Below are 13,087 nucleotides of genomic sequence, written 5' to 3' on the forward strand. Positions count from 1 at the left end.
GACCGAGTGAGACGCACAAAAAAAGCGACGGCCACCCGAGTTAGGGATGACCATCGCTGTACAAAGCAACAGATATGCCGATTATGCGATCGGGATCGGTTGTGACTTGGGAGCATCCAAGCGACTGCGCACACCCTCTTCAAAATCCGGATGCACTTTGCCGAACTGAGCCAACATCTTTTCGCGGATGTTCTCCGGGCTGTCGGCCATCGAATTGGAGATCGCCGTGCAAAGCCGTTCGCGAGCTCCTTCGTCCAGCACCTTGTTCCAGAACATCTGAGGCTGGCCGTAGTAGTCCTTGTCATCGCACGCGAACTCGTCGTAGCGATCGCCATCGCCGTGCACTGGCATGGGCGGCTCCATCGTTCGCCCGGTCTCCTTCGGACCGTTCATCTTGTTGGGTTCATAATCAACCGTCCCACCACCGTTTCCGTCCACTCGCATCGTCCCGTCACGGTGATAAGTCGCATACGGGCAACGCGGTTGATTGACAGGGATCTGGTGATAGTTCACACCCAACCGATACCGGTGTGCATCGGGATAAGACAGCACGCGATTCTGCAACATGCGATCGGGTGAGATCCCGATGCCCTCGACCAAGTTGCCAGGCTCAAAGGCGGCTTGCTCGACATCTTGGAAGTAGTTGGACGGATTGCGATTGAGTTCAAACACGCCGACTTCAATCAACGGATAGTCATCGTGCGGCCATACCTTGGTCAAATCGAATGGATGCCATTCGTAATCTGCGGCGTCAGACTCGGGCATGACCTGAATGTGCATTCGCCAACGAGGGAAGTCGCCCTTCTCAATCGCTTCAAACAAATCACGCGTCGAGTAATCTGGCGCTTCGCCCGCCATTTTGATCGCTTCGTCCGCACTGAAGTTCTCTGAACCTTGTTCGGTCTTCAGATGGAACTTCACCCAGTGCCGGACACCGTCTTTGTTGTACATGCTGAACGTGTGGCTGCCGTAGCCGTTCATGAAGCGTGCACTCTTTGGTGTTCCACGATCGCTGTAAAGGAACATCACCTGATGAAGAGCCTCGGGCACCTCGCCCCAAAAGTCCCAACGACGCCAATGAGGCTGCAAGTGATTCTGCGGCTCGCGTTTTTGAGTCCGAATGAAGTCGCTGAACTTCAACGGATCGCGAATGAAGAAGATCGGCGTGTTGTTGCCGACCAAATCCCAGACGCCTTGATCGGTGTAAAACTTCAGCGAAAACCCACGTGGGTCACGGGCCGTGTCAGCCGAACCGCTTTCGCCACCGACGGTCGAGAAACGGGCAAAGGTTTCCGTTTTCTTGCCAACTTCCGAGAACAAATCCGCCATGCAGTACTTGGTGATGTCGTTCGTGACCGTGAACGTGCCAAAGGCTCCAAAGCCCTTTGCGTGAACAACCCGTTCCGGAATCCGTTCCCGATTGAAGTGCGCCATCTTCTCGACCAGGTGAACGTCCTGCATCAAGACAGGTCCACGTGGTCCAGCGGTTTGCGAATGCTGATTGTCATCGACCGCCCGGCCGAATTGCTGAGTTTGAAACGGGCACTTGGATTCTTCGGACATAGAACTTCTTTGCTAGAAGAGGAATAGAAACGAGTTTGAATTGATACGATTGCAAAAAGGGAAGTCAGATCAGCGATGCGATAAGGTCACTCAGGATTTGCGGCCTTTCCAACGGCGCCGTTCAACATGGCATTCATCGAAGAAGTGGCTTCCAACTTCTCCATCACCATCACGACCGCAATCAAAATCGGGACGGCCAAGAACACACCCAGCATTCCCCACATCCATCCCCAAATCACGATTGAGATGAACACCAGCGCGGACGAAAGCTTCATCGATTTGCCCAACAGAGTCGGTGTGATGAACTGACCTTCCAATGCTGTCAGCGTCGCGTAAGTTCCCGCGACCACAAATGCGAACGATGCATGTTCAAAGCTGACCAGAGCGACGAAGAACACCATCGCGATTCCGACCATTGCGCCCACGATGGGAATGAAGTTCAAAAACATGGCCGCAACTCCCCACAACAACGGCGAGGGCATCCCCAGCAACCACATCGCAGTTCCGATACAAACACCCAAACAGGCGTTGATGCAGGTGACCCACGCCAGATAACTACTCAGAGCGTCTTGAACACCTTCCAAAACTTCAATGAACCGTCGCTTGGATGAAAAGGAAGGCAACGAGCTGACGACGGAGACGATCAACGAATCACCCGCCGCCATCAAGAAGAACAACAGCGCCGCGGCGATGGAGACAAACGAAACCGCGTTTCCCGTCCCGGCGATCAACGGTGACGTGGTTGTCCAAGCCGGCTGTTTGATTTCCACCGGAACCGGTTTCTCCTCGGACGTGATGTTTTCCTTGTCGGCTGTGTCCGAGATGTCTTCCGTGGCTTGGTTGACGGTTTCTAAATGGTCAAAGATGAATCCCAGCTTTTCTTTGACTTCGGGCATGGATCCCGGCACCTGCTGCAGCATGTCTTGCGCAGGACCAGACAACACATAGCCAATTGTTCCGAAGACAGTCGCAATCGCCAGCATGATCGCGGTCGCGGCAACACCGGATGGAATCCCGATTCGGCCCATCGCTCGAACCACTGGCCGGAGTGTCAGATAAGCGAACCCGGCAACCAGGATTGGCATGAAGAGGTTTCGACCGATGTACAACGCATACAAAGTCAGAAATCCGGCGCATAACCAAATGCCGAACGACGCCCAACGAACATTCTTCGACAACTGCTCGACCGCCACCAACTCATCCGACTTTTCGCGTCGTCGCTCCGGACGGGCTCCGGTCAGAATGGTATGGAATTGATGGATGTGCGACATCAACGGGCGTCCTGCGAAAGCGGACCACCGGTCTCAAACTTGAACCCCAATTGGATGAGCGACAACAACTGCATGGCAACATCCAAGTAGCAAGTAGGGAACACCGACGCGGGTTCGAGTTGCCCCACGACCAAAACAGCCAACAACCGCACACACCGGGAGCGTCATCGTCGCTATTTCACGTTTCCACGCTTTCGCAAACCACGTGCCGATCCATCACACGAAAACTTCGCACGTCCTTGTGGTTTCCCGACGCCTAACGTCGCACCACGGAAAATTGAGCAAACTCGAACTCGGCGGTTAAGTGGCATAGGCTTCCAGCCTTTTTGTACCCCACATCTTTTGTGAGCCGCTTGCGTTGGGAATTCAGGCGTTTTGAAGCCAAACATCCCCTGTCCAAAAACTATTAGTGTTCGATCAGCGGAGATTAGTGTTCCCATACGCGCTCTGGCGGAACACTAATCCACTCTGATCGGACACTAATCTTTGGTGTTTCGAGACGTGGGGTATAAAAAGGCTGGAAGCCTATGCCGCGCTTGAGTTCCGCAAGCCGAGCATCGCGAAAAACCGTGCGAACCAACGATCGATACTCGACCAGCCTGCTCATTCATCGATCAAATCAAGACGAACCGACGGCACGGGATGCGAGTCGACAATCAGATTCTTCGCCAAAGGGAATTGGTGCGAACGGCTTTCGAGAAAGTGCATGAAGTAGCCGGCGGTATTCGGGAACGCGATCAAATCGCCACGCTGAACGCCGCTTGGGAACTGCATCTTCCGAAGCGAAATCAATTCCGATTCCGTGCAATAGGCACCGACTAGGTAACCCAACATCGGCTTCGTCTCAGTGGCACGACCAAAGGAGCTTTGTTTCGGAACCAAGATCGGATCCACCAAGAAGTCATCGCTCGAAGTCCGGCACTGCGTCCGGTTCATCGACAATCCGATCAACCAATCGCCTTCCGCGTTCTGTTTTCGAAACTCAACCCGAGCGACGGTCAGTCCGCATCCGTCCAAGATGCTTCGTCCCGGCTCACAACGCAACTGAACATTGAGCTCCACCAATCGATCCGCGATTGTCTTTCCTTCGATCCGTGAGTCCAAAACACCGGCAAGCCAATGGCCTCGAACAGGACGCTGGAAGAAGGGATACATTTTTGGCTGCCCGACGACGCGTCCTCCCTCAATCGCCAGCCCCAACCCGTGCCCGCGATAAGTCAGTGTGTCACGTTCGCCCAACAACGCCCGACGATGTTCCTTCCAGAACGTCGCCCATTGGCGATGCTCTTCCAGATAGCTCATTGGGAAACCACCGCCCATGTCAATGAACTCGACCGGCTGTCCAACTGCTCTCAATCGTTCGACCCATTCCATGGCCACCGAAAGAGCCGACACCCGCTGCCCAGCGTCATAGCCATCGAGATGAAAATGGATTCCTTGAACCATCACGGGCAATGAAGTCAAACGCTGAGGAAGATCACAGTCGCGATCCACATCGAAACCGAAACGGGTCGGAAGCTTGTTTCCCTCGTGCTGGAACCCGCCTAAACGCAATGCAATTCGAGCTTGCCGACCAAGCTCATTTGCTCGGTCAACAACGACCTGCAACTCATCATCGTTGTCCACGGCGATGCAGACCTGTTGTTGCAAACACAGATCGATCAGCGAGTCGCTCTTGATCGCCGCGGTGCAAATCAGATCTTTCGCGGGAACGCACTGTTGCAAACACTGACGCAGCTCGTTCTCGCTGGCGGTGTCGACTCCAAAATTTGACTCAATCGCCTCGTCGACAAAGCCCAAACACTTGTTGGCTTTCCGAGCGAAGAACACCCGGAAATCAAGACCGCGCTCACGAGCGACCGCGTTCAGTTCTTCCACGTTGCGACGCATTGTTCGAGGTCGCACCAAATTCAGTGGCGAACCATAGGTCTCAACCAAATCGAACAAGTTTTCTGAACGCAAACAACGCTTCATCCACGGTTCGAGCCGAGCATCCAGGGGCAAAACACCCCTGCAACCCTTCCGCAGCGAACTAGTCTGCAATACCTGATCTTCGGCGGGTAGACCTTCCAACATTTGACCAGCCAAAGAGCGTTCAAAAATGACGTCGAGTACCTTATCCATGCATATCCACCGCAATCGTGCCGGCCCAGTTCTGAATCTGCGAATGCAACGTTCGAGAAAGGGTATCGTTGCCGACAACCCAACCCTCCGTCGCACGCCCAAACACGGCAAGTCCTTTGCGACCTCCCAGCACGTTTCCTGAATCACTCACGCGAATGGCTTCAGTCAGCGGATCCACCTCGACATCACCTCGCAAAATCAATTGCGAAAGCGGCCCGGATTCATCCGCCTGACTTGGTGAAGCAATCACAGCGTTAACGATCACAGCCCCTTCTGGTGCAACGGTTTGATCACACAGTTGTACCAAACCATCTCGCATCACCCGCAACAGTTTTGCAACGCTCTCTGCCGGCGGCCCGAACGCGATGCGTTCCATTTCCATCGCCACCTGTTGAAACGCCTTGTACTGACCAGCGGCCAACCCACCGAAGCTGACCAATTCAACGATCTGTGGGTACAAACGACGCCACGCATCCCCGAGTGCAAATGGGATATCAATCGGTCGTGCACCGGTCGCAACGCCGTAGGACTGCAACATCGCACGACGTGCGGCCGCCTCGTCCATCTTGTATCGCGACCACCCACGATACCATTCGTCGATTTCCCGCGGAGTCACCACCGTGCCCGATTGCGACAACGATTCCGCAGCCGCCTCACAAATCACGCACCAAATGTCTTTGTGAAACTTCAGCTTGCCATGATTCGATTCACACGCACGCAGTGCCTCTCGATAAGGTTCCCAAAACACATCCGTGATGGGTTCCACTTTCGCGGTGGGCTTCGCCAACATCGGCCGACCTGAACGACAATGAACCGTGATCTGCTTCGGCTCATTTCCACTGCGGATATAATCTGGCAGTGCATCACCGTTTTCGAACCGACCATCACGACCTTCCGTCAGCATCATGATGGCGTCAATGGCGGTCAAGCCAAACCCTCGAATCCAAACGTCACTTCCGGCCGGAATCCGTTCGGATGAAAGGCTGGTTTCCACCGGAAAAACAAACGCTTCGTCGTCCGACGTAGTCACCCTGTCCGACCCGCGCAATCCTTCGTGACCAGTCGTCAAGACAACCCGATCGAACGCGACTTCGTCTTTGCCATCCCACAACAACCAACCGCCGCTAGACGCCTGGCTCGCGGCACATCGGATCGATTCCACTCGACTGCGAACGACCTTCAACTTCGTCCAACGACGCAGACGTTTGCAGACCGATTCAAAACATTCGTGCAAGTATTCACCGACGACGGCGCGAGGCACAAACTGATCCGACGCGGCATACTCCGGATAGTTTCGATCCAACCATCCGATCAATGAACCGGATCGTGGAGTGGGTTGATTGGAATCAACCTTCCAAAAATCAATGTGCTGAGTCGCAAAATTCATTCGAAGCATCCGAGGTTGCTTCGGATCGTAAATGCATCCCGCGCCGGGAAACGGCGAAGGTTCAAAAACAGTGATCTCCATTCGCGACAATTCGTCTGTCGACAACTGTTGCGAAAGAGCGTCGAGGCATTGCAAACCGCGAGGCCCGCAACCGACGATTGCTAAACGCAACGGCGCTTTGGATGGATTGTCATTGGTCACCGGAAAATCGGCGACACTACCGCCTGAAATCGCAACGCTCATGCGCTCACTCCTTCAAAAAACTCAAACGAGGAAGAACCGACCAGATAGTTGAGTTCCTCGCTGGTACAACCCAGCGACTCCGAAACCCATTCATCGCTAAAGACTGTTTCGAGATATCGCGTGCCGGAATCATGGAGCACCGCGACGCAACGCTTGCCAGCGAATTGTTCTTGCATTCGTCCGACGCTCATCAGAACGCCACCGGCCGAACCACCAATCAACATCGCCTCTCGCTGCGCCGCCCTGCGACATCCAACGACACATTCCAAATCCGAGACGCGAACGAGATGATCGAATGATTGGCCCGCCGCCAATCGAGGTTCCTTCCCCGCACCCAAACCAGGGATCTTGCGAGGACCAGACGACCCGCCGAACAAAACACTGCCCACTGAATCGACCGCGACGACCTGAACGTCGCGTCCTCGCGACTTCAAAAAATCACGACAACCTTGAGCGGTCCCCGTGCTGCTCGTCGCCACGAACAAGACATCGAATTCACCATTGAGCGTCTCATCGATTTCGCGGATGGTTCCTTTAAAGTGTGATCGAGGGTTGTCGGTGTTGGCGTACTGATTGGGCCAATAACTGTTCGGTGTTGTCTCGATCAGCTCGCAAACTTTCGCGATGCGTGCAGCCAGGAAATCACCTTTCAGCGGCTGGGTGACTAGCTCAATCGTGCCACCGAGTGCTTCGATGATCGAGAGGTTTTGCTTCTGTGCTCGAGGATCGACGACGCAGATGAATTTCAATCCGTGGTACCGGCACACTTGAGCCAGACCGATGCCCATGTTCCCAGACGTCGATTCGACGATCGTGGTTTCGGGGCCGATCTCACCGCGTTTGAGTGCCTCGGACAGCATCTTCGCGGCTGGACGATCCTTGGCACTTCCGCCCGGATTCGCCGCCTCCCATTTCACAATCAACTCAATATCAGGTCGGTCCAAAAATCGGTTGAGTCGAACCAATGGTGTGCCGCCGATTGCATCGAGGACGCCATTGCAAACTCGCGAGGAAAGTTGGTTCATGGATGGTTGGCTCAGGAGCAAAAATTTGAATTGCTCCTGCTAACGCAATCACTGTGCCAATGACCTCCCACCGATCGATTGAACTCGCGATCAACCTTCAAGCTGGTCATCTCCACCGCTTCATCGATTGCGACGCGACGAAGCTCAATCAACTCAAATTCTCGAAGTTCGTGTCGTTTGAATGGGCCTCTCGCATTCTCAAACTCAATCATTCCAAGCGAATGCCGTTACCGTGCCACAGAACTCGCAGGTCATCTTTCGACCACTGTTCCAGCCCAACTGATGGATCTCCCACAAGCATGCGTTGCCCATCGCTCGTCAGCCCCAACGCGACCACACTGTGCCCCATCCCTGGAATCCATCCCCATTGATCAACGTAACGTCGGTCGTCCACTCCATACGGAAGCTCCACCGCCATCAACACTGGCCAGTCATCACGATTCCACATCTCGTCCAGTGTTTCGTCCAGCACATTGACCGATCGGTTTTGTCCATCAGCGACCAGTTTGATGCCGCGATACAAACCGAGTGTTGGCGTGCCGCTCGAGTCCGTTAAACACAGAGGAATCATTTCAGACTCAGATTTATTGATGCCCTCTGCACGCAACAACGTCGCCGCCGCAGCGGGACTGCATGTCGCCCAAGATGTTTGCATCGCGACACCATTGTTCCACTCGTCACCGCCCGCGGGCGCCGGACGAATCGCGATGGATAGCAATGGCCAAAAATTCGCGGCAGCGGACCCCATCGCTAACAAAACGCACAAAACCCCACGGCGCCACGCGGGTGTTTTCGGAAGACGCAAGGCCCAACCAGCCGCCAGTGCCGCAAAGACCGATGCAAAGTTGGTGTAGACGATCGCTGCTGAATTGGAGACGTATCTGGCCCAAAAAAGCTGACCCGATGCATAGAACAGAAAGTAGATCATCGCCAAAACCGCGAGCGATAAACACAACATCACACGTTGGCCTTTGTCCGAATACGCGATCGCGTACGCGAACCATCCCGACGCAATCGACGCCCCGGCCATCACCAACATCGCGATCAACAAATCACTCGCTATCAACTGTTCGTCCTTCTACAGAAGTACATCAAAATGGCGATCCGCCGCTTGCGAAACCAATCGCGCCGGCAACCAACACCGGTCATCATTGCGGCATCAACGCAATTCCCAGGCCGTAATGAGCAGAATCAATCATTGAGCAAATTGCGATCGACCGCAAACCGGTCACTCCGCGCGGGAATCGTCCCATTGAACAACGAGCGTTCAAAAACTGTCAGACAAAGAGAGTGTCTTCGCAGGCTGTTGATTTAGTCGCATACCGAATGACAATCATTAGCCGTTGGGCGTTAGCCCCGGTTGGCGTCTAATCAACCGCCGCTAAAGCGGTGCGGCTCAATAAATCAACAGCCCGTTAGGCGTCCAGACTGTGTTCTGCGCAATCACAGGCTGGAAGCCTTTGCCACTTTTTACCGATCAGTCCTTCTCGTGTTCTGTACAAGGCATTATCGCGGCACGCTATCTGCGTTCACTCTCCTCCGCAGTTCAAAACCGAATTCAAAAATGAGGACAACAATATGAGTGACCAAACACTGAACAAAAAGCGGATCGCCTTTCTCGCAACCGACGGGTTCGAACAGGTCGAGTTGACCAAGCCATGGGAAGCAATCCAAGCCGCCGGCGCAGAAGTCGTTCTGATCTCGCCAAAGGATGGAAAGATCCAAGGCATGAACCACGATGAAAAAGCGGACCAGTTCACGGTCGATCAAAACGTCGCCAATGTATCGGCCGAAGATTTCGATGGATTGGTATTGCCCGGCGGCGTGGCCAACCCAGACACACTCCGAACCTGCGAAACTTCGGTCAGCTTCATTCGCGACTTCTTCAAGCAACACAAGCCTGTCGCCGCGATCTGCCACGGACCATGGACGTTGATCGAAGCGGACGTCGTTCGTGGCCGCCGAGTCACTTCTTGGCCAAGTCTAAAAACCGACTTGAAGAATGCCGGTGCTGAATGGGTCGACGAAGAATGCGTGTGCGACGAAGGATTGGTGACAAGTCGCAACCCCGACGACTTGCCAGCGTTCTGTGACAAAGCGATTGAAGAATTCGCTGAAGGCAAGCACGCTGCGCAAACGGTCTGATCCGTGCGTCGATCAACAGGCCAGTTCGTTTGAGCTGGCCTGCCTCTTTTCCAGATCCGCCCCCACAAAATTCGGAAACCAATCATGGCCTACGCACAGCCGCTCTCGATCAATGAAGCTCCTGACGAAGCCAAACCAATTCTCGAAGCGATCGAAGAGAAGTTCGGTCAATCGATGAACATCTTCAGCACGCTGGCACATCAACCCGATGTGTTGGGCGGGATGACTCAGATCAACGATGGCCTGCAAAACGATCTGCCGGCAAAGTATCGCGAACTCGCCTACTACAAAGCGTCCCAGTTGAACTCGTGCGACTACTGCTCGCACTACCACCGCCAGGCTGCAAAGAAGGCGGGGTTGTCCGACCAGCAACTGGACTCGATGAATGTGAGTTCAGGCGACTTGTTCGATGAAAAAGAACAAGCAGTGCTGAAGTACGCCGAGCAACTGACGACCAAGGCCAATGTCGACGCATCGGTCGTGAAGGAACTGAAGTTGTTCCTCAATGAAAAGCAGCTTGTTACACTCGCCGCCGCGGTCGCACTCGCAAACTTCACCAACCGTATCAATCACGGATTGGACATCGAACTGCCATGAGCAGCGAACACTTTGACTTGGTGGTCCTGGGAACGGGACCTTCCGGCGGCACGGTCGCCACGAAGATTGCCAAAGCAGGCAAACGGGTCGCACTGGTCGACTCGCGAACCTTTGGAGGAGTCTGCGCACTGCGTGGATGCAATCCCAAAAAGGTTTACGTCAACGCCGGTCAATTGGTCGATCAAATCCACCGTGGCGATGGGAAGCTGATTTCGGACGCGTCGGTGAAGATTGACTGGAAACAACTTCACGCGTTCAAGATGGAGTTCACTCAACCCGTCGCGGAAAAGAAGGAGCAGTCGTTCCAAGAGGATGGCATTGAAACCTTTCACGGTGTCGCTCGATTCGTCTCTCCCGATACGATCGATGTTGTGGGAACGAAGCTGACCGCGGATCGTTTCTTGATCGGCACCGGCGGGCGACCTCGAGAACTCTCGTTCGACGGTGCGGAACATGTCACACGCAGCGACGAATTCCTTGAATTGGAATCCATGCCAGAACACGTCGTGTTCATTGGCGGTGGATACATCTCCATGGAGTTTGCCGGAGTCGTTGCCCGTGCAGGTAGCCGAGTGACCGTGATCGAAATGAACAATCAAATTCTGTCAGGGTTTGACCCGGATCTCGTCAATCAACTGACCGATTCGCTTCGTGAGCATGGAATTCGCTTTCAGATGAATGCCGAAATCATCGGCATCGATAAATCCGCCGACGGTCACCTGCAGGTTCATCTCGCCAACGAGCAGTCGCCGATTGTGTGTGGCTTGGTCGTTCACGGTGCGGGACGAGTTCCGAACATCGACGAACTCTGCCTTTCCCAAGGAGAGATCGAGCACGGTGAGAAGGGCATCGCAGTCAACCAATTCATGCAGAACCCGACCAATCCGAGAGTCTTCGCGACCGGTGACTGCGCCGACAACGGGATGCCTCGGCTAACTCCCGTGGCAAACGAGGACGCACGCATCGCTGCGAAAAATTTGTTCTCCGAAACATTGGAACGAACGCCGGACTACGGACAAGTCCCCAAAGTCGCGTTCACGATTCCAAGCATCGCATCGGTTGGATTATCGGAAGAAGCCGCTCGCGACAGCAACGATAACCTGACGGTTCTCAGCGACGACATCTCTTCATGGGGAAGCGTTCGCAAGACGGGACCAACCGTCGCTGGATACAAGATTCTCATCGACTCCAAAACCGATGCCATCTTGGGAGCTCATTTGCTCGGCCCGTCCGCGGAGGAGACCATCAGCTTGTTCGCTCTTGCGATGAAGTTCAATCTGACCGCGACCGACATGAAGTCCACGCTCTTCGCCTTCCCAACCTTCGCATCCGACGTCCGGTCAATGCTTTGAATCTCACGCCCCAAGGGGTTGCCGGAGACGAGCCGGACGATATCGCGTTCCGGCTGATTAAACTACCCCGCTGGCAGGCTGACGGCCTGTGTTCTGTGCAAGCAAAGGCTGGAAGCCTTTTTGCACCCCACATCTTTTGAAAGCCGCTTGCGTAGGGAACACAGGCGTTTTGAAGCCAAACATCCTTTGTCCAAGAACCATTAGTGTTCGATCAGCGAAGATTAGTGTTCCCTTGGCCGCTCTGGCAGAACACTAATCCACTCAAATCAGACACTAATCTTTGGTGTTTCGTGATGTAGAGTGTAAAAAGACTGGAAGACTATGCCACTTTGATAGCTCCTACCTGCTTGGAGTGACCCAAGATTACAGCCCACTGCCGTCAGCGGTCAGAACAACCTTGCCTCGCTCCACGCCGTTTTCGACATGCTGGTGGGCTTGGCTCAACTGAGAGAATGGATAGATCGCATCGATCGTGATCTGCAACTGCCCCTTCTCTCTCATCTCGATCAACGTCCGCAAATCGTCGGCGTTGGGTTTCGCCAGCATCACGGTTCCCGATTTCGACATCGGCCAAGTCACCAAGGTCATCAACATGCCTTTCGCGTCGGGCTCCGTCGATACATATCGACCGCCATCGTTGAGAACCTTTTTGACGTCCCAATAGCCAGACTTCCCGGCGGCATCGAAGATCAAGTCCCAACGTTCATCTGATTCGGTGAAGTCGGTCGTTTCGTAGTTGTAAAAGTGGTCCGCACCGAGCGATCGACAAAATTTCTCGTTGTCGCCGCTGGCAACTGCATCGACGTGGCAGTGGAATGCTTTGGCAATTTGTACCGCGAACATTCCGACGCCACCGCTTGCGCCATTGATCAACAAGCGTTTTCCTTCCGCGATGTTTCCATGATCGCGAAGTGATTGCAGGGCGGTCGTTCCGGCCAACGGAACGGCCGCGGCCTCGTTGAAACTCATCGAATCAGGAATCGCAGCGGTCACATCCACGGCGGCCACCGCGAAATCGGCACTCGCACCGCCTCGCATGGTGTCGAGAAACGCCATCACCCGATCGCCCACTTCAAACGGACCATCGGGCTCGCAATCCGCGATCACTCCCGCGACGTCGTATCCGGGCACGCGAGGAAACCCGCCCGGCAGCAAACCCTTCACCTCACCACGCCGAATCCGGTAGTCGATCGGATTGACACTCGATGCTCGAACATCGATCAACACCTGGCCCGGCAATCGGTCGGGCAACGGAACGACACCCGAATGCAACACATTCGCATCGCCGTAGTCGTCATAGACCACCGCGTTCATCGTTTCACACTTCTTTTCTGTCGCTGACGCACTCATGGCTGCCTCTTTCTACGGTGTTTTGTTCGG

Annotated in this window: 10 protein-coding genes; 3 read left to right on the plus strand and 7 right to left on the minus strand. The window is 54.5% G+C overall.

The window, feature by feature from the left end; all coding sequences use genetic code 11:
- Nucleotides 1-81: 81 nt before the first annotated feature.
- The 6 genes from RB_RS08650 to RB_RS08685 all read right to left on the minus strand — a co-directional run bounded on the left by RB_RS08650 (nt 82) and on the right by RB_RS08685 (nt 8,661).
- On the minus strand, nt 82-1,563 hold the full coding sequence (locus RB_RS08650) for a catalase (protein ID WP_011119871.1): 1,482 nt from the start codon (nt 1,561-1,563) through the stop codon (nt 82-84).
- 86 nt (nt 1,564-1,649) lie between these two features.
- A complete protein-coding gene (locus RB_RS08655) occupies nt 1,650-2,834 on the minus strand; it encodes an AI-2E family transporter (protein ID WP_164921740.1) in 1,185 nt (394 codons plus the stop codon).
- Nucleotides 2,835-3,437: 603 nt separating this feature from the next.
- Nucleotides 3,438-4,808 (minus strand): Y4yA family PLP-dependent enzyme, encoded by a 1,371-nt coding sequence (locus tag RB_RS08665; RefSeq protein WP_164921741.1) that lies wholly within the window; start codon nt 4,806-4,808, stop codon nt 3,438-3,440.
- 142 nt (nt 4,809-4,950) lie between these two features.
- Nucleotides 4,951-6,588, minus strand: coding sequence for an FAD/NAD(P)-binding protein (locus RB_RS08670; protein WP_011119876.1), 1,638 nt, complete (start codon nt 6,586-6,588; stop codon nt 4,951-4,953).
- Nucleotides 6,585-7,613, minus strand: a complete 1,029-nt coding sequence (gene sbnA, locus RB_RS08675; RefSeq protein WP_164921742.1) for a 2,3-diaminopropionate biosynthesis protein SbnA — start codon at nt 7,611-7,613, stop codon at nt 6,585-6,587. The genes RB_RS08670 and sbnA overlap by 4 nt, the downstream gene beginning before the upstream one ends.
- Nucleotides 7,614-7,821: 208 nt before the next feature.
- Nucleotides 7,822-8,661 (minus strand): C39 family peptidase, encoded by an 840-nt coding sequence (locus RB_RS08685; RefSeq protein ID WP_164922787.1) that lies wholly within the window; start codon nt 8,659-8,661, stop codon nt 7,822-7,824.
- A 530-nt stretch (nt 8,662-9,191) separates the two neighbouring features.
- Between RB_RS08685 and RB_RS08690 the strand changes: the two genes are divergently transcribed.
- From RB_RS08690 to RB_RS08700, 3 genes are all read left to right on the plus strand, one after another.
- Nucleotides 9,192-9,758, plus strand: coding sequence for a type 1 glutamine amidotransferase domain-containing protein (locus RB_RS08690; protein WP_011119882.1), 567 nt, complete (start codon nt 9,192-9,194; stop codon nt 9,756-9,758).
- A gap of 84 nt (nt 9,759-9,842) precedes the next feature.
- Nucleotides 9,843-10,355: a carboxymuconolactone decarboxylase family protein gene (locus RB_RS08695; protein WP_011119883.1), complete on the plus strand. Its 513-nt coding sequence runs from the start codon at nt 9,843-9,845 to the stop codon at nt 10,353-10,355.
- Entirely contained in the window at nt 10,352-11,707 is a 1,356-nt protein-coding gene (locus RB_RS08700) for a dihydrolipoyl dehydrogenase family protein (RefSeq protein WP_011119884.1), read from the plus strand. The genes RB_RS08695 and RB_RS08700 overlap by 4 nt, the downstream gene beginning before the upstream one ends.
- Nucleotides 11,708-12,070: 363 nt before the next feature.
- On the opposite strand, the gene RB_RS08710 is transcribed toward RB_RS08700, so the two are convergent.
- Nucleotides 12,071-13,057 (minus strand): NAD(P)-dependent alcohol dehydrogenase, encoded by a 987-nt coding sequence (locus tag RB_RS08710; RefSeq protein ID WP_011119887.1) that lies wholly within the window; start codon nt 13,055-13,057, stop codon nt 12,071-12,073.
- Nucleotides 13,058-13,087: the final 30 nt, after the last annotated feature.

The sequence above is a fragment of the Rhodopirellula baltica SH 1 genome (assembly GCF_000196115.1).
GTDB classification, from domain to species: Bacteria; Planctomycetota; Planctomycetia; order Pirellulales; family Pirellulaceae; genus Rhodopirellula; species Rhodopirellula baltica.

Bases quoted from the DNA above. Each gene is read 5' to 3' on its own strand.
- RB_RS08650 (WP_011119871.1), bottom strand. From the start codon at position 1,563: ATGTCCGAAGAATCCAAGTGCCCGTTTCAAACTCAGCAATTCGGCCGG.
- RB_RS08655 (WP_164921740.1), bottom strand. From the start codon at position 2,834: ATGTCGCACATCCATCAATTCCATACCATTCTGACCGGAGCCCGTCCG.
- RB_RS08665 (WP_164921741.1), bottom strand. From the start codon at position 4,808: ATGAAGCGTTGTTTGCGTTCAGAAAACTTGTTCGATTTGGTTGAGACC.
- RB_RS08670 (WP_011119876.1), bottom strand. From the start codon at position 6,588: ATGAGCGTTGCGATTTCAGGCGGTAGTGTCGCCGATTTTCCGGTGACC.
- sbnA (WP_164921742.1), bottom strand. From the start codon at position 7,613: ATGAACCAACTTTCCTCGCGAGTTTGCAATGGCGTCCTCGATGCAATC.
- RB_RS08690 (WP_011119882.1), top strand. From the start codon at position 9,192: ATGAGTGACCAAACACTGAACAAAAAGCGGATCGCCTTTCTCGCAACC.
- RB_RS08695 (WP_011119883.1), top strand. From the start codon at position 9,843: ATGGCCTACGCACAGCCGCTCTCGATCAATGAAGCTCCTGACGAAGCC.
- RB_RS08700 (WP_011119884.1), top strand. From the start codon at position 10,352: ATGAGCAGCGAACACTTTGACTTGGTGGTCCTGGGAACGGGACCTTCC.
- RB_RS08710 (WP_011119887.1), bottom strand. From the start codon at position 13,057: ATGAGTGCGTCAGCGACAGAAAAGAAGTGTGAAACGATGAACGCGGTG.